Genomic DNA, 16644 nt, shown 5'->3' with positions numbered 1-16644 from the left:
GCGCGGCGACGGCCGCGCCGGAGAGCCGGATCAGCCGCCACAGCGCGGCCTCGCCGCGCAGCAGCAGCCAGCCCGCGACGAGTGCCGCGAGCAGGTGCCCGGCCAGCATGGCGGGGGCGGTCACCGCGACCAGTGCGGTCGCGGCGTCGCCGAGCAGCGCCGCGAGCTCGTCCACCGGCGGCGGCGCGTCCGCGGCCGCGGGAACGGGCGGCGGTCGCAGCCCGGCCTCGGTGACGATGCGGTCGGCCTCGACGGGGGTGAGCGTGAGGAGTTCGTCGTTGCAGAGCAGCTTCGCCGCCATCGACAGCACGCCGCCGGAGACGCCCGCCGCCGCTTCGTCACCCCCGGCATGGCCGCTGTGACCGGCATGACCGGCGGTCTCTGCGCCGCCGCTCGCCGCACCGTGACCGAGACCGAACAGCACGTGCAGCAGCAACTGGGAACCGGCGACGACGGCGACGACGCCCGGGAGGGACCGGCGTTCCCGCCCGACGAGCGGCAGACTCACCATGAAGAGGATCAGCCAGCCCGCGCCGAGTTTCCAGGGCTCGACGCCGCTGCCGGCGGCCAGCACGTGACCGCCCGAGGCAAGCAGGCAGCAGGCCGCGGCGAAGAGCGCGGCCCGCGTCAGGCGCACATCGAGGGCGGCAGGCATAGCGGCGACATCATCTCACCGGCGGAACGCAGCCCGGCCGCCGGGGCCGACATTCGACCGAGTGTGCGAACTTTTGTCCGATCTCCCACCCCCCATGGTGTAGCTATATCCACCCATTCGTCCCGTATATCCGCCGATCGGGCGGTACTACCACGCGGCCGGGCTTACGAACCGGGTCGATCGGCAATAACTACGAGTGCCGGGCGGCGACTGTCGCCGCGCGGACGAGAAGTGGGAAGGAGGAGCCATGAGCATCTGGTGGTCTCTCCAGCTGCGTCGCGAGGCTTCGAGCGTCCCCCTCGCCCGCCGACTGCTCGCCGGCGCCATGGACACGGCGGGCGTGGACGCGGACATCGCGCACGAACTCTCCCTCGCCCTCACCGAGGCGTGCGCCAACGCGGTCCAGCACGGCGGGCACTCGGGCGCCTACCAGGTCACCGCCTCCATCGACGGTGACATCTGCCGGATCGAGGTCACCGACTCGGGGCCGGGGTTCCCGCTCGACCGCCTCCTCGGCGAGCTGGACCCCCTCGGCGGTCTCCTCGACGCCGGCACCGCGACGACCGCGACGACCGTGGCGCACGTCGAGCACGTCGAGCACGAGATGGAGCACGGCCGCGGCCTGCGCCTCATCGAGGCGCTCTCCGACCGGGTCCGCTACGACAACCAACCGGACCGCGGCGGCGCCGTCATCTCGTTCGACAAGATCCTCAAGTGGCGAGAGGACTCCCTGCTGCAGGCGTCCTGACGACGCCGGCACACCACGCGACACCGCCGCGCCGCCCCGGGGAGCCCGGGGCGGCGCGGCGGTGCGTACGCGCGCCGTCGCGGTCCGCCGCCGCGGTCCCCACGTCGTGCGACGGCGGACTCGGGCCGGCGGTGAGCGCCGTCGGAGCCGCCGGAACCGTCCCTGTTCACCGCGCTGCTCGGTTCCCTGGCCGACCGTCCCCGGGGATCTCGGCGCGTCGTCGTCCGCCGCCCTCCTGATGTGTCCTGAATCTTTCGGGTGGTGACGGCGCGGGGTGGGAACTCACGCTGGGTGCCCGGTAGTTGTCTTGGTGTGCCGCCGCACCCCCTGTACTCGGCGGCTGCTGGGGCGGCCCACGGCCCTCCCCGGGACATGCACGCGTCCATGACGCGCGACACAAAGGAGTGAACGCCGGGATGGTGTTCAAGCGTCTGCTCGGAACCTTCGGGGTCGGTGGCCCGAAGGTCGATACCGTTCTGTCCGGGAGCGGCACCCCTGGGGGCACGGTCCAGGGTGACGTCCACGTCCAGGGCGGTGAGGCCGAGTTCGATATCCAGCAGATCGTGCTGGAGCTCGTGGCGACCCCGCAGCAGCTTCCCGGCCAGCAGCAGGGCGGCGGCATGGGCGGGATGGGCGGCGGTGGTGCCCAGGGCGGCAAGCCCGTGGTCTTCGGCCGCGAGGTCGTCGCGGGCGGGTTCCGCATCGCCGCCGGGGAGAAGCAGGTCTACCCCTTCTCGATGCCGCTGCCCGCCGAGACGCCCTTCAACGAGCTGTACGGCCAGTCCCTCGGCCTGGAGCTGGGCGTCCGCACCGAGCTGGCGATCGCCGCCGCGAAGGACAGCGGCGACATGGACCCGCTGACGGTCTCCGCGCTCCCGGCTCAGGAGGTGGCGCTGGAGGCGCTCGGCCAGCTGGGCTTCGGCTTCGCGCAGACCGTGCTGCTGCCGGGCTTGGTCGCCGGCGCCCAGTACCAGGAGCTGCCGTTCCACCAGGAGCTGATGCTCAGCGCGGCCCCGCAGTACGCCGACCAGCTCCAGGGGCTCGACCTCACCCTCGTCGCCGGTCCGCAGGGCGTGGACGTCGTGCTGGAGGCCGACAAGCACCTCTCCGGTGGGGTGCCGATGCCGTTCGTGCGGCACACCATCCCGCACGCCGAGGTCACCTCCCGCGACTGGCAGGCGGAGATCGACGGCTGGGTGCAGGAACTGCTCCAGCAGCGGCAGGAGTTCCTCCACCAGATGCAGATGCAGATGGGCGGCATGCAGCCCGGCATGCACCCGGGGATGCAGCCGGGCATGCACCCCGACATGCAGCAGCAGCGCCGTGGCGGCGGCGCGGGCATGGCCGTGGCGGCGGGCGCCGCGGGCCTGGGCGCCGGCGTCCTCGGGGGCATGATGCTCAACGAGGCGTTCAGCGGTGACGACGAGGAGGACCTCGCCGACGACGACGGCGGCGACGACGAGTGACGGCGCGGGGCCCGGCACGCCCCGCGCGCCCGCCCCGCCGCGACTCCCCACCGGCCCCCGGCCGCCCCCGTGGTCACTGCTGCGGGCCGAGCACGCAGAACTCGTTGCCCTCCGGGTCGCTGAGGACCACCCACGACTGCTCGCCCTGGCCGATGTCGACGCGCCGGGCGCCGTGCGCCACCAACCGGGCGACCTCGGCCTCCTGGTCGTCGGGGCGGAAGTCGACGTGCAGGCGGCTCTTCGCCTTCCGCCCCTCGTTGATCCGGATGAAGGCCAGTCCGGGCAGGCGGTCCGGGGTGGCCCGGATCTCGAACTCGTGCTCCGAGGTGTACACCACGACCCAGCCGAGGGCATCGGCCCACCACTGCCCCAGCGCCGCCGGATCCTCCGCGTGGACGACTACCTGCTCCCATTCCAAACTCATCGGGACAGCATAGGACTTGTGTGACACGCGGGTCGATCGCGGCGAGTGCAACCGGACACCCGCACGCCGCAGCGGTCGGGCGCCGCCCCGGGCCCGCCGCCGCGCGTCCCCGGGCGGTGGACTCCCGGGGACGCATCCCGCTGAGCCGCCCGGCCGCCGGTACGAGGTGCGGTTACCCCGACGGGCGGACCGGCCGTGGGACCGTCGAGCAGCACGGTCGACCGCCCGGACGGGAAGTCCGGGCGGGGTCGGCCGCCGCCCGTGCGCCCGGCTACCCGTCACCCGCGGACGGCGCCCCGGTCCCCGGGACGTCCCCTCGACGACGGAGCGCCCCCGTCGCCGCCGGTGCTCCCACCGGGCCGGTCGTCGGCCTCGCTCCGCCCGCCATCAGCTCCAGGACCGCCTCACACCAGGGAGTTTCGCCATGACTGCGGACGTTCTGCCCGCCCAGGAACACATGGGTCTCGCCGCGAGCTGGGGAGCCCACGACTCCGAGCCGTTCCCCGTGGTACTCGCAGAAGGGGAGGGGGCGTGGGTGCGCGACGTGACCGGCCGGCGCTACCTCGACTTCCACGGTGGCTACTCGGCGCTCAACTTCGGCCACCGCCACCCCGCGCTCGTCGCCGCCGCGAAGGCGCAGCTGGACCGGCTCACGCTCAGTACCCGGGCCTTCCACAACGACCAGTACGGCCCGTTCTGCCGGGAACTCGCCGAACTGACCGGCACCGAGACGGTGCTGCCCTCCAACTCCGGCGGCGAGGCCGTCGACACCGCCGTCAAGATCGCCCGGAAGTGGGCCTACCAGGTCGGACACGTCCCCGAGGGCACCGCGGAGGTCGTCGTCGCGGCCGCGAACTTCCACGGCCGGACGCTCTCCATCGTCTCGTTCTCGACCAACCCCGCCCACCGGGCCGGGTTCGGCCCCTTCACCCCCGGCTTCCGCACGGTCCCGTTCGGGGACATCGACGCCCTGCGGTCGACGGTCACCGGTGCCACCGCGGCGGTCTGCCTGGAGCCGGTGCAGGGCGAGGCCGGGGTGATCGTGCCGCCGAAGGGCTACCTCGCCGAGGTGCGGCAGCTGTGCGACGACACCGGCACCCTGCTGATCGCCGACGAGGTGCAGAGCGGCCTGGCACGTACCGGCGAGACCCTGGCGCTGGACCACGAAGGAGTACGAGCCGACCTCACCACCCTGGGGAAGAGCCTCAGCGGCGGTCTCCTGCCGCTCTCGGCGGTGATCGGCCGCGCGGACGTGCTCGGTGTGATCACCCCCGGCGACCACGGCTCCACCTTCGGCGGCAACCCCCTGGCGTGCGCGGTCGGCCGAGCCGTCGTGCGGCTGCTCGCCACGGGGGAGTTCCAGGAACGGTCCCGGGAGCTCGGCGCCCACCTGCACGCACGGCTGCGGGAACTCGACGGGGTCACCGAGGTCCGCGGACGCGGCCTGTGGGCGGGCGTGCAGCTCACCGAGGAGCGGTCGGCCGGCAAGCGCATCACCGAGCGCCTGGCCGAACGCGGGCTGCTGTGCAAGGAGTCCCGCGGCCACCTGCGAGTGGCGCCCCCACTGGTCGTCACCCGCGAGGAGATCGACCGCGGCGTCGGCATCATCGCCGACGTGCTGGCGTGAGCGGCGAGCCGGGCGGTCCGCCCAGGGAAGAAGGAGACACCCGCATGACCGACTTCACCGGCCTGGTCGCCCTCGTCACCGGCGGCGCCTCGGGGCTCGGCCTGGCCACCGCGAAACTGCTGCACAGCCGCGGCGCGCAGGTCGCGGCGCTGGACCTGCACCCGGAGGGGCTCCCGGAGGGCATCGTCGGCTTCCGCGCCGACGTCCGCGACGACGCGGCGGTCCGGGCCGCCGTCGACGGGGTCGTCGAACGGTTCGGCAGACTCGACGTCGTGGTCAACAACGCCGGTGTCGGCGCACTCGGCGATGTGACGGCCAACGACGACGACGAGTGGGCGCGGACCCTGGACGTCAACGTCGTCGGGATGGTCCGGGTCGCCCGGCACGCCGTCCCGCACCTGCGGCGCTCACCCGCCGCCGCCATCGTCAACACGGGGTCGATCGTGGCCTCGGCGGGGGTGCAGCAGCGGGCCCTGTACTCGGCGACCAAGGGGGCCGTCCACGCGTTGACCCTCGCCATGGCGGCGGACCACGTCCGTGAGGGCATCCGGGTCAACTGCGTGGCGCCCGGCTCCGCCGACACCCCGTGGATCGAGCGCTCGCTCCGGCGGACCGACGACCCGGCGGCCGCCCGCGCCGCGCTGGACGCCTTCCAGCCGACGGGACGCCTCGTCACGCCCGAGGAGGTCGCGGCGGCCATCGCCTACCTCGCCGGCCCGCTGTCCAGCGCCACGGTCGGCACGGTGCTCGCGGTCGACAACGGCATGCACGGGCTGCGGCTGCGCCCCGCGGCCCCGGCCTAGACCGCTGCGTCCAGGCCCTGCGCGGTCACCGGGACGGGCGGGGGGGCACTCCGCGCGGAGTGCCGCCCCGTCCCGGCCGTCCCGCCCGTCCCGCCGTCCGACCAGGGGCGGAAAAGGAACCCATCAACATACCAAGTGCTCTCGGAATACCTGGTGGTAGGGTCGCGGCACGATCTAATCTCAACGGTGGCGGACACGTTTCGCCGTCGACGGGGGAGGTTAGTGGTGCATTCCGCTGTGCCTGGACCTGATAGGGACCTGACCAGTCCCCAACCGGAGTTCGCCGTACTGGGATCTCTGGAAGTCCGTGCCGACCGCGAAACCGTGCCCGTCAACGGGGCACTGCAACGGCGCGTATTGGTGATGCTTCTCCTGGAGGCGGGCCGCGTGGTGCCCGTATCCCGCCTCGTGGCGGCCGGATGGGACGACGATCTCCCTGACAGCGCCGACCACCAGGTGCGAAAGACCGTCGCAAAGCTGCGAAGCCGCCTACCGCGCGGCCCGGAGATCATCATTACCGACGGCGCGGGGTACCGCGTGGCGATCGAGCCCGAACAACTCGACCTGGCGCGCCACCGCGGGCTGCTCGACGAGGCCAGGAGCGCGCTGCGCGACGGGGAGACGCCCCGGGCGGCGGCGTGCTTCCGCGCGGCGCTCGCCCTCTGGCGCGGCCCGGTGCTCTCCGGAGACGGCGGACGGGTCATCGACGCCGCCTCCGCGGCCCTGGAGCAGCAGCGGCTCACCGCTGCGGAGCAGCTGTACGACCTGTGCATCGAGGCGGGGGAAGCGGCCGAGATCACGGGTGAGCTGCGCGCCCTGGTCGAGGAGCATCCGCTCCGGGAGACCCTCCGGGGCCGGTTGATGCACGCGCTCTACCGCTCGGGACAACAGGCGGCGGCGCTGGAGGAGTTCGCGCGCGCCCGGCGCCATCTCGCGGACGAACTCGGCATCGATCCCGGTGTCGAGCTGACCGACCTGCACGCCCGCATCCTCCGCCAGGACGCCTCCCTCAGCCGCCCGACCGGCCCCGAGCCGCCGCCCTCCGGGCACCCCGCGCGGCCCGCGCCCGCCGCCACCGACGCGTCGGCCCGCCCGGGCGAGCCCCCGTGCGGAATCCCGTTCGACGTCCGCGACTTCTCGGGCCGCACAGCGGATCTGCAGTGGGTGAGCGAGGCGGCGGCGGCCCCCGGGAGCCGGGTGCCGACGATCCTGGCGCTCGACGGCATGGGCGGCAGCGGCAAGACGGCGCTGGCCGTCCGCGCCGCCCACCAGCTGGCCGAGCGGTACCCCGACGGCAGCCTCTTCATCGACCTCCACGGCTTCACCCCGGGGCAGCACCCGCTTTCCGCCTTCGACGCCCAGCGCGACCTGCTGGCCGCGGCCGGGGTACCCGGCGACGAGATCCCCACGGTCCCCGCGGGGCGGGCCGCACGGTGGCAGGCCTACATCCGGGGGAGGCGCATGGTGCTGGTCCTGGACAACGCCGCCTCCTCCGAGCAGGTCCGCGGGCTGATCCCGGCCTCGTCCGACACCCTGGTCCTGATCACCAGCCGCCCGCGGCTGACCGGTCTCGACGGCGTCGCGTGGCGCTCCGTGGGGGCGCTCGACGAGGCGGACAGCCGGCAGATCCTCCGCACCACCCTCGGCGACGACCGGCTGCGCGACGAGCCCGACGCGGCCCATGAACTGCTCCAGCTGTGCGGGGGCCTGCCGCTCGCCGTCCGGATCGCCGCGGCCCGGCTCGCCAACCGCCCCCACTGGACCGTCCGACGGCTCGTCGAACGGCTGCGGGACCACACCAGGCGGCTGGACGAACTGACCAGCGAGGGGCGGGGCGTCGCCAGTGCGCTGCTGCTCTCGTACCAGACGATGCCCGACGACCAGCGCACCGCTTTCCTGCTGCTCGGCCACCACCCCGGCCGCTGCCTGGACGTCGAGGAGGCGGCGGCGCTGCTGGACACCGACGTCGTGACGGCGGAGACGGTCCTGGAGGAACTGGTCGACGTCCGGCTGCTGGAGGCCCGGGACCCGGGCGTCTACGCGCTGCACGACCTGGTGCGGAGCTTCGTCCAGCGCGTCGCACGGGACGAGCGGACGCGGGAGGTGGGCCAGGCGGTGCGCCGCCTGCTCGACCACTACGTGCGGCGCGCGGAACACGCCTGCGACACGCTCTTCCCCGGCCGGCGCAGCGTGCACCCCGACGGCGCGGACGCGCGCACCGGCGCGGAGCTCGACCACCGGGAGACCGCGCTGCGGTGGATGGACCAGCACCGCGACGGCATGCTGGCGGCGGTGGACGCCGCCTACGAGGAGGGGCTGCTGTGGCACGCCGCGCGCCTGCCGCGCGAGTTGGGCTTCCACTCCAGCATCCGTGCCTACGACGCCAGCGCGAACGCCGCCCTGGACAAGGGTGTCGACGCGGCGCGTCAGCTCGGCGACCGCCCGCTGACCCGCCTGAACCTCACCAACCTCGCCATGGGCAAGTGGCGGCTGGGCCAGCTGAGCGACGCGGTCGCCCGGCTGGAGGAGGCGGTGGAGCTCTCCCGCCAGATGGCCGACGAGCACAGCCACGCGGCCTGCCAGGCCCGACTGGGGCAGGCCCTCAGCAGCATGGGGGAGCTGGAGCGCGCGCTCCAGCTGAACCAGGAGGTCAGCCGCCGCGCCGCGGAGCTGGGGCTCACCCGGCTCGGCGGCTCCTCGCTCAGCACGCTCAGCCTGATCCAGGCACGGCTGGGGCGGTTCGACGAGGCGATCCGGTCGGCCGAGCAGGCCGTCGCCGTCTTCGCCTCGATAGAGGAGGTCCAGCTGTCCGTGGACGCGCTGAGCAACCTCTCCCAGGCCATGGAGGGGCTCGGCCGTTTCGACGAGGCGCTGGAGCGCGCCGACGCCGCCCTGGAGAGCTGCGAACGGATCAGCATGCCCTCCCTGCTGCCGCTCGTCCTCGCCCGCCGGGCGGACGTGCTGACCCGGATGGGGAAACTGGAGGAGGCGGCGCTCAGCGCCGACCAGGCCCTCGCCACGGCGGCGAGTCGGAGCGACGACATCCACCGGGCGGCCGTGCACCTCACCGTCGGTCGGGTCCGCTACGCCCAGGGGGAGTTGGACCACGCCCGCGACCACCAGGCGCTGGCGCACGAGATCGCCTGCCGCATGGAGCTGCGGTACGACGAGGCGTGCGCGCTCTGGGGCCTGGCCCGGACGGCGGAGACCGGGGGACAGGCGGAGCTGGCCCGCAGGCACCGCTCGGCGGCGGACGACCTGTTCGCCCGCATGAAGGTGCCGGAGACCGCGCGGTGAGCCCCCGCGGCGGAGCGGCGCGCGCCCCGGGCGACGGCCGGCTCGTGGTGGCCCCCGCCGGGTGTGCCACGTCGCCGGGCGACGGCGACCACGGCAACCACGGCAACGACTGACCGGCAGCAGCCCGCCGCCGACCACGCGTCACGGCTCCACCCCCAACCACCGCCGGCGCACGGCCGGCCCCAGGAGAGGCGGCGGCCGGGCGGGTCGCCCTGCTGCGGACAGCCGCCCACCGTCACGGGGCCCCTCGGCCTCGCGCGCCGCCGCGTCGGTGGCGCCCGGACACCCGTGCACCGGGACCACAGCGCCGGTGCTCCGGTCCAGACCGCACCCGGCGATTGGCGTGATCTGCTCCTGCCGCCTCCCGGGGGCCCGTTCGGCGTGCTGCGCGCCTGCCGCCGAACGGGTGGCCGACTACCGGCCGCCCGCCGGGCGATGTGCCCGAGCGGTCGGCGCCGCGCGTCGTCTCGGCGCCGAACGCCTCTGAACTGCCGCGATGAGGGGCGAAGCGGTCAGGTCGGCGCGGTGGGAACGCGGTGGGCGGCAGCGGGGAGGCGGGCCGCGGGTCCGCTCGGCCGGTCGGGGCGGGCAGCCGGGCCGCCAATCCCAGGGGCCGAAAAATGGCCGGAAGCCATGGCCGGGACCCCCGGGCACGTCACCTGAACAGGTGATCTTCTCGCGCGAGCCTCCCGGTGCCCCGTGCCCGGGCCTAACGTGACGTCCGGTCCGCCGGGACCCCGTGAGCCGGACGCCCCGCGCCGTCGGCTCCGGGGCCTCCCGTGTGGTGCGACGGCCCGGCCCGGTCGCGGGGCACATCCCGTACATCGCTCAGGGGTGAGACGGTTTGACGACACATCGGCTGCCACGGCGAACCGCCCTGCCCGGCGCACGCCCCCGGCGTCCCGCCGCTGCCCCCGACGCCCGGCCGCCGGGCCGGCGCCCGCACCCCGCCTGCGGCACCCGTGCCGCCCACCCGGCCCGCGCCGCCCACGTGGCCGGTGGGCCTCGCCGACGGGGCCCGCGCTCCACCGCCCCCGCGCGCCCCGACCGTGTCGAAACGGTCGACAGGGCACCGTTCGCGCCCCACCATCAATATCTGACGGTCCACCAGAAATGGCTCTCAGTGGGGTCGTTCGCAGTCAAATGCTCTGGTATTGCACGCGGGGTGGTCACTCGGTTTCGAAGAGATAGGGTTCCGGCGGATGCGCCACGCCTGTGGCCGATGGTGTGACCCGCCCCCACCCCCGTACCCGACGAACACAGCCTCGCGACCACGCGCATCCCGTGTGACCTCGCCAGCCAACCCGTGAGGAACAGATGACCCTGATACAGGTCGGTGCGCTGACACTGGCGGTGCTCCTTGCCGTCACGGCCGTCCTGGCCCTGCGCTGGAGACGGCTCGCCCGTGTCCGCGAGGCAGAGTTGCGCCAGGCCCAGGCCAAGATCACCGCACGGGACGAGGAGGCCGTGCACTTCGTCGAGACGCGACTGCGGCGTCTCGCCGACAAGGGGCGCCCGGGACCGTCGCTGCACCCCACCCTCGCGGAGACCGACTTCGCCCGCGCCCAGGAGCGCGCGCTCCAGGCGATCACCGTCATCTCGCGCGAGTCCGCCCGGCGCGCGGAGCGGCAGATCACCGAGAAGGCCGAGAGCGTCGCCCAGGCGTCGGTCCGCGCCGTCACCCAGTCCCTCCAGGCGCTCGTCGCCGAACAGCAGATCGCCATCACCGCGATGCTGGAGGGCCACCACAGCGACAAGGTCCTCGCCGACCTCATCCCGATCGACCACGCCTGCAGCCAGCTGGCGCGGCGTGCGCAGATCGTCTCCGTGCTGACCGGCTCCTGGCCGGGCCGGCAGCGCGACGACTCGCCCCTGCTGGAGGTGGTGCGCGGCGGCGTCTCCCGCATCCGCGACTACCGCCGCGTGCGGGTCACGGGCGAGCCCACGGAGCACGTCACCAGCCGCGTGGTCGAGCCCGTCGTCCTCGCCGTCGCCGAACTGCTCGACAACGCCGCCCGCCACTCGGCGCCCGGCACCGAGGTCGAGGTCGGCTTCGTCTCCGCGCACAACGGCATCAGCATCGTCATCGACGACGCCGGCATCGGTCTGACCCCCGAGGAGCGCGACCGCGCCGGTCGGCTGCTGACCGGCCAGGAGCCGGTGCGCCTGACCGAGATGCGCAACCCCCCGCGCTTCGGCTTCGCCGGCGTCGGCATGCTCGCTTCCCGCTACGGCCTGCGCGTCCAGGTGGGCCAGGAATCGGTCCACGGAGGCGTTCGTGCCGTACTGCACATCCCCCGCGAACTGCTCGCCGCCCCGCCGGCCCCGGCCCGTCCGATGAGCCAGATGCCGCCGCTCCCGGAGCCCGGAAGCCGCCCCGCCGCCCCCGTCGAACCGCAGCAGGCGCCCCAGCCGCTCCCGCAGCGCTCCGCGCAGCCCACCCCGGCCCCCGTCGCCGCCTCGCATCCCTACGAGGACCCGTACGGCGCCCCGCAGCCGGCCGCTCCGCACCAGCCCGTGCCGCACCAGCCGGCGGCCGCGTACCAGCCGTCCACGTCGTACACCGCCGCCGAGCCCGAGCCCGCGCCCCCGCAGGGCGCCGGCCCCGAGGAGGCGGAGACCCACGCCGCCCCCTACCCGGTCGCCGAGGACGGGCTCCCCGTCCGACGGCGGCAGCGCGGCGGCTCCCACCGCCGCAGCAGGCCCACGGTGCCTTCGAGCCGTCCCCCCGCCCCCGACGCCGGACGCGCCTTCGCCGCGTTCGTGCGTGGCTCGACCTCCAACCACGATGAGGAGAACACCCTGTGAACCCCGCGCCCAACCTGAGCTGGATCCTCGACGAGCTGGTGAGCGTCCCGCACGCCCGGCACGCCGTGCTGCTCTCCGCCGACGGGCTGATGACGGCGACCTCGGAAGGCGTCGACCGTGACCTGGGCGACTCCGTCGCCGCCCTCACCTCCGGTCTGCAGTCCCTCAGCCGGGCCGCCGCCGTCTTCGCCAGCGGTGGCGAGGACCCCTGGGAGCAGACCCTCGTGCAGTTCGGCAACGGGTTCATCTTCATCGTCGCGGCGGGCGAGGGCACCTTCCTGGTCGTCTCCGCGGGCCGCGAGGTGGACATCGAGGCGATGTCGTTCCGCATGGGCAAGACCATCGACCGGGTCGGCCAGGAGCTCGGACTGGCGCCGCGTCAGGCCCCGGTTGGCGGCGCGTGAGCGGCGATCGCCCGCGGGACGGGCTGGTCCGGAGCTACGTGGTCACCGGTGGTCGTTCCACGCCCAGCCGCAACCACTTCGACGCGATCACGCTGATCACCCGGCCCGACCCCGGGCCGGGACGCGGCGGGCTCTCGCCGGAGCAGCGCCACGTCCTGGACCTGCTCGCGTCGAGCGCGCAGTCGGTCGCCGAACTCGGCGCCCGGCTGCGCCTCCCGCTGTCCGTGCTGCGCGTCCTGCTCGCCGACCTGATGAGCGGGGGACACATCACCACCCAGCGGCCGATCACCCGGTCGGACCGCCTCGACCGCAAGCTACTGGAGGAAGTCCTTGCTGGACTCCAGCGCCTCTGACCACCGCACCGCGCCGGCGCTGCGCGGTGACGAGCGGACGGTGAAAATCCTGATAGCCGGTCACTTCGGCGCCGGCAAGACCACCTTCGTGCACGCGCTCTCCCAGATCGCGCCCCTGAGCACGGAGGAGGTGATGACGTCCGCCAGCATCGACACCGACCACACCAACCTGCCGAACAAGACCTCCACGACCGTGGCCATGGACTTCGGCCGGCTGTCGCTGACGGACGACCTGGTGCTGTACCTCTTCGGCGCGCCCGGCCAACCCCGGTTCTTCCCCGTCCTGCGGGACCTCGCTTTCGGTGCGCTCGGCGCCCTGGTGCTGGTCGACACCCGCCGGCTGGAGGACACCTACCCGATCCTGGAGCTCATCGAGGACCTCGACCTCCCCTACGCGATCGCGATAAACCGCTTCGACAACGCCCCCGAGCACAGCGTCGAGCGGCTGCGCGAGGTGATGGACCTCGAACCGGAGACCCCGCTGGTCATCTGCGACGCCCGGGAGCACCGCAGCTCGACGGACGCGCTGATCACGCTGACCCGACACGTGCTCACCCTCACCCCGGAGACCACCGCATGACCACCGACCCGTCCGGGGGGCAGTGCCCGGCCCACCGGTCCGTGAACGACACCGCAGGCCACGCCGCCACCGCGACGCAGGAGCCGCCCCCCGACCGTCCGCTGCCGATCCACGGACCGGAGTTCAGCGCCAACCCGCGCGCCACCTACGAACGGCTGCGCGCCCAGGGCCCCATCGCGCCGGTGGAGATCTCACCGGGCGTCTACGGGTACCTCACCACCACCTACCGCTCCGCGCTGTACCTGCTGCGCAACACCCCCAACCGGTTCGCCAAGAACCCACGGCACTGGCAGGCGCTGCGGGAGGGCCACGTCCCCGCCGACAGCCCCGCGGCGATGATGATGGGCCCGCGGGACAACGCCCTGTGGATGGACGGCCCGGCCCACGCCCGGCACCGCCGGGCGATCACCGGCAGCCTGGAGAAGGTCGACACCCACGCGCTGGCGGACACCGTCACCGCCATCGCCGACCAGCTGATCGACACCTTCTGCGCCGACGGCCGGGCCGACCTGGTGCCGCGGTACGCCGACCCGCTGCCGATGATGACCCTGATCAAGCTGTTCGGCTGCCCCGACGAACTCGGGCACCGCATCGTCCAGGCCATCGGCCAGCTCTTCGACGGCACGGACGCGGCGCAGGCCGGCGCCAACGTGCACGCCGCCAACCTGGAGCTGGTGTACCTCAAGCGCCGGGAGCCGGCGGACGACGTCACCTCCTGGCTGCTGCAGCACGAGGCCGGTCTGGACGACGAGGAGATGATCCAGACCATCCTCCTGGTCATCGGGGCCGCCACCACCCCGAGCAGCAACCTGATCATGAACGGTCTGCTGCGGATGATCACGGACTCCCGTTTCGCCGGAAACGTGCACGACGGCGTGCAGCCGGTTTCCGACGCGGTCGACGAGGTGCTGTGGAACGACCCGCCGATGGCGAACTACAGCCCGCTGTACGCCCTCGGCTACCAGACCTACGAGGGCATCACCATCCACCCCGGCTACCCGGTGCTGGTGTCGTTCGCTGCCGCCAACTCCGACCCGGCGCTCGGTATGGCGCTGGGTTCCCGGGCCGGCAACCGCGGGCACCTCGCGTTCTCGGCCGGGGTCCACGCCTGCCCGGCGCCGGATCTCGCGCGGATCATCACCGAGACGGCGATCGAACGGATTCTCGACCGCCTCCAGCCTCTGACGTTCGCCGGCGACATCTCGCGGCGGCCCGGCACGTACCACTCCGGGCTCACGGAACTGCTCGTCCACTTCCAGCCCACCTCCCCGCTCGCCTCCTCCGAAAGGTGAACCGATGACCGCACAGGCGTCCCAGGGAAGCGGCCCCTACCCACTCGACGGCTCGGGCTCCGACATACACGGGGAGGCCACGGCGCTGCGGGACCTCGGTCCCGCGGTCCGTGTCCTCCTCCCCGGCGACATCCCGGCCTGGTCGGTCACCGACCCGGGCCTCATCCGCCGACTCCTCGCGCACAAGGAGGTGTCCAAGGACGCGCACCAGCACTGGCCCGCATACCGGGAGGGCCGGGTACCGGAGGACTGGCCCCTCCGCATCTGGGTCGATGTCCGCAACGCGCTCGCCGCGTTCGGCACCGAGCACACCCGGCTGCGCAAGCCGCTCGCCGCGGCGTTCACCGCGCGGCGGGTACGGGCGCTGGAGCCGCAGGTCCAGCGGATGACCGACGACCTCCTCGACGAGCTGCGGCCCGACGTGGCGGACGGCACGGTCGACCTGCGGGACCAGTTCGCCTGGCGGCTGCCGCTGCTGGTGGTCAACGCCCTCCTCGGTGTCCCGGAGAGTCTGCACGACGAGTTCCGCGACGCGATCGGCACGCTGTTCGCCACCGACCTCAGCCCCGAGGAGGCGGCTGCCGGCGGTGTCGAGACGTACCGGCTGCTCAACGAGCTGATCGAGCTGAAGACCGCGACCCCGGGCGACGACGTCACCTCGGCGATCATCGCCGCCCACTCCGAGGGCTCACTGGACGACCAGGAGCTGCGCGACAGCCTGCTGCTCCTGATCGGCGCGGGCCACGAGACGACCGTCAACCTCATCGACCACGGCATCACCAACCTGCTGCTCCACCCCGAGCAGCGGGAGCGGGCGGTCAACGGGGAGGTCTCGTGGGACGCGGTGGTGGAGGAGACGCTCCGCCACCAGGCGCCGATCGCCAGCATCATCCTGCGGTTCGCGGTCAACGACCTGACCGACGAGGTGACCGGTATCCACTTCGCGCAGGGCGAGGCGATCGTCATCAACTACGCCGCCGCCGGCCGCGACCCGGCCGTGCACGGCGAGAGCGCGGACGCGTTCGACGTGAGCCGGGCCGCGGCCCGCGAGCACCTGGCGTTCGGCCACGGCGTGCACTACTGCGTCGGCGCTCCGCTCGCCCGCATCGAGGGCCGGGTCGCGCTCAGCACGCTCTTCAGCCGTTACCCGGAGCTCACGCTGGCCGTTGCGCCGGAGGAGCTGCAGCCGCTGCCGTCCCTCATCTCCAACGGGCACCAGCGGCTGCCCGTCCACCTGGACGCCGCGGCGGCCCGGCGCACCAGCGCCGCCTGACGGCGGCGGCACCGGCGGGTGCCGCAGCCGAGCATCACGGGACGGCCCCTCCCGTGACGGGTGGAGGGGGCCGGTGTCAGTCCTGTCCGCCGGCCACCGCTGCCACGGCCTCGGCGACCGGAGTGTCGCCGCCGACCAACTCGAGCGTCAGCCCGGCGGTCGCGGGGGTGTCGAGCAGGGCGACCAGCACCGCCGCCACGTCGGCCCGGGTGACGTCGGACCGACCGGTCGACGCGGCGAGCGAGACCAGGCCGGTCCCCGCGTCGTCGGTGAGGCGCCCCGGTCGCAGGATGGTGGTGTCCAGCCCCGTCCGTGCCCGGATGTCCGCGTCCGCGGCGGCCTTGGCGCGCAGGTAGTCGGCGAAGACGGGGTCGGTCCCCTCCGGGGGCTCCCGGTCGGTGCCCATGGCCGAGACGACGAGCATCCGTCGCACGCCGGCCCGCTCGGCGGCGTCGGCGAAGAGCACCGCGGCGCCCCTGTCGACCGAGTCCTTGCGTTCCGAGCCGCTGCCGGGCCCGGCACCGGCGGCGAACACGACGGCGTCGGCACCCTCCAGGTGGCGGGCGACATCGGCGACGTCCGCCGACTCCAGGTCGCAGACGACGGGCTCGGCACCGAGAGCGAGCAGCGCCCCGGCCTGGGCGGGCTTGCGGATCAGCCCGGCCACCTCGTCACCGCGTTCGGCGAGCGACTGCTCCAGCAGGCGGGCGATCTGGCCGTGTCCTCCGGCGATAACGGTACGCATGCCCCGACCGTACCGCCGGAGCCCGCGCCGACCCGGGAGGCCGGGACCGCCGGGCGTGCTGCGTCCTCGGCGCCTGCGCGGGGCGCCCGCCGCCCGGGGACGGGACCGGGGTCGCCGGCACCCGCCGTGGCCCTCGTGCGCGGGCCGTCGCTCGGGGAGCGCCGAGGAC

The 16644-nt window shown here is 73.9% G+C and carries 14 protein-coding genes; 11 read left to right on the top strand and 3 right to left on the bottom strand.

Annotated features, from left to right (window positions below; all coding sequences use genetic code 11):
• A partial coding sequence (locus HCN52_RS12785; protein WP_168088558.1) for a hypothetical protein occupies nt 1-655 on the bottom strand: 655 nt, incomplete at its 3' end.
• A gap of 247 nt (nt 656-902) precedes the next feature.
• Here HCN52_RS12785 and HCN52_RS12780 point away from each other — a divergent pair.
• Both HCN52_RS12780 and HCN52_RS12775 read left to right on the top strand, forming a co-directional pair.
• The gene (locus HCN52_RS12780; RefSeq protein ID WP_168088557.1) at nt 903-1403 is read left to right on the top strand and encodes an ATP-binding protein; all 501 of its coding nucleotides are present in this window, start codon (nt 903-905) and stop codon (nt 1401-1403) included.
• Between the two features lie 416 nt (nt 1404-1819).
• Nucleotides 1820-2869: a sporulation protein gene (locus tag HCN52_RS12775; RefSeq protein ID WP_168088556.1), complete on the top strand. Its 1050-nt coding sequence runs from the start codon at nt 1820-1822 to the stop codon at nt 2867-2869.
• 73 nt (nt 2870-2942) lie between these two features.
• Here HCN52_RS12775 and HCN52_RS12770 read toward each other — a convergent pair whose 3' ends face one another.
• Nucleotides 2943-3293: a VOC family protein gene (locus tag HCN52_RS12770; RefSeq protein WP_168088555.1), complete on the bottom strand. Its 351-nt coding sequence runs from the start codon at nt 3291-3293 to the stop codon at nt 2943-2945.
• Between the two features lie 424 nt (nt 3294-3717).
• Between HCN52_RS12770 and rocD the strand changes: the two genes are divergently transcribed.
• The 9 genes from rocD to HCN52_RS12725 all read left to right on the top strand — a co-directional run bounded on the left by rocD (nt 3718) and on the right by HCN52_RS12725 (nt 15730).
• A complete protein-coding gene (gene rocD, locus HCN52_RS12765) occupies nt 3718-4920 on the top strand; it encodes an ornithine--oxo-acid transaminase (RefSeq protein ID WP_168088554.1) in 1203 nt (400 codons plus the stop codon).
• A 44-nt stretch (nt 4921-4964) separates the two neighbouring features.
• Nucleotides 4965-5723 (top strand): SDR family NAD(P)-dependent oxidoreductase, encoded by a 759-nt coding sequence (locus HCN52_RS12760; protein WP_168088553.1) that lies wholly within the window; start codon nt 4965-4967, stop codon nt 5721-5723.
• A gap of 222 nt (nt 5724-5945) precedes the next feature.
• A complete protein-coding gene (locus HCN52_RS12755) occupies nt 5946-9020 on the top strand; it encodes an AfsR/SARP family transcriptional regulator (RefSeq protein ID WP_312876670.1) in 3075 nt (1024 codons plus the stop codon).
• A 1317-nt stretch (nt 9021-10337) separates the two neighbouring features.
• Complete coding sequence (locus HCN52_RS12750) at nt 10338-11828, top strand: ATP-binding protein (protein WP_168088551.1); 1491 nt, start codon at nt 10338-10340, stop codon at nt 11826-11828.
• Nucleotides 11825-12232 carry a roadblock/LC7 domain-containing protein gene (locus HCN52_RS12745; protein ID WP_167935254.1) on the top strand — a complete coding sequence of 136 codons (408 nt, stop codon included), beginning with the start codon at nt 11825-11827 and terminating at the stop codon, nt 12230-12232. The genes HCN52_RS12750 and HCN52_RS12745 overlap by 4 nt, the downstream gene beginning before the upstream one ends.
• Nucleotides 12229-12585 carry a DUF742 domain-containing protein gene (locus HCN52_RS12740; protein ID WP_167972391.1) on the top strand — a complete coding sequence of 119 codons (357 nt, stop codon included), beginning with the start codon at nt 12229-12231 and terminating at the stop codon, nt 12583-12585. The genes HCN52_RS12745 and HCN52_RS12740 overlap by 4 nt, the downstream gene beginning before the upstream one ends.
• Entirely contained in the window at nt 12566-13165 is a 600-nt protein-coding gene (locus HCN52_RS12735; RefSeq protein ID WP_168088559.1) for a GTP-binding protein, read from the top strand. The genes HCN52_RS12740 and HCN52_RS12735 overlap by 20 nt, the downstream gene beginning before the upstream one ends.
• Complete coding sequence (locus tag HCN52_RS12730; protein ID WP_168088550.1) at nt 13162-14457, top strand: cytochrome P450 family protein; 1296 nt, start codon at nt 13162-13164, stop codon at nt 14455-14457. The genes HCN52_RS12735 and HCN52_RS12730 overlap by 4 nt, the downstream gene beginning before the upstream one ends.
• A 4-nt stretch (nt 14458-14461) precedes the next feature.
• Entirely contained in the window at nt 14462-15730 is a 1269-nt protein-coding gene (locus tag HCN52_RS12725) for a cytochrome P450 family protein (protein WP_168088549.1), read from the top strand.
• A gap of 76 nt (nt 15731-15806) precedes the next feature.
• Here the strand turns inward: HCN52_RS12725 and HCN52_RS12720 are convergent, their stop codons facing one another.
• On the bottom strand, nt 15807-16475 hold the full coding sequence (locus tag HCN52_RS12720) for an SDR family oxidoreductase (protein WP_168088548.1): 669 nt from the start codon (nt 16473-16475) through the stop codon (nt 15807-15809).
• Between the last annotated feature and the right edge of the window lie 169 nt (nt 16476-16644).

The sequence above is a fragment of the Streptomyces bohaiensis genome (genome assembly GCF_012033785.1).
Lineage (GTDB): Bacteria > Actinomycetota > Actinomycetes > Streptomycetales > Streptomycetaceae > Streptomyces > Streptomyces bohaiensis.
Note: the sequence above shows the minus strand (reverse complement) of the source record. Positions and strands in the feature narration are given on the sequence as shown.

Bases quoted from the DNA above. Each gene is read 5' to 3' on its own strand.
- rocD (WP_168088554.1), top strand. From the start codon at position 3,718: ATGACTGCGGACGTTCTGCCCGCCCAGGAACACATGGGTCTCGCCGCG.
- HCN52_RS12775 (WP_168088556.1), top strand. From the start codon at position 1,820: ATGGTGTTCAAGCGTCTGCTCGGAACCTTCGGGGTCGGTGGCCCGAAG.
- HCN52_RS12760 (WP_168088553.1), top strand. From the start codon at position 4,965: ATGACCGACTTCACCGGCCTGGTCGCCCTCGTCACCGGCGGCGCCTCG.
- HCN52_RS12770 (WP_168088555.1), bottom strand. From the start codon at position 3,293: ATGAGTTTGGAATGGGAGCAGGTAGTCGTCCACGCGGAGGATCCGGCG.
- HCN52_RS12780 (WP_168088557.1), top strand. From the start codon at position 903: ATGAGCATCTGGTGGTCTCTCCAGCTGCGTCGCGAGGCTTCGAGCGTC.
- HCN52_RS12725 (WP_168088549.1), top strand. From the start codon at position 14,462: ATGACCGCACAGGCGTCCCAGGGAAGCGGCCCCTACCCACTCGACGGC.
- HCN52_RS12730 (WP_168088550.1), top strand. From the start codon at position 13,162: ATGACCACCGACCCGTCCGGGGGGCAGTGCCCGGCCCACCGGTCCGTG.
- HCN52_RS12720 (WP_168088548.1), bottom strand. From the start codon at position 16,475: ATGCGTACCGTTATCGCCGGAGGACACGGCCAGATCGCCCGCCTGCTG.
- HCN52_RS12750 (WP_168088551.1), top strand. From the start codon at position 10,338: ATGACCCTGATACAGGTCGGTGCGCTGACACTGGCGGTGCTCCTTGCC.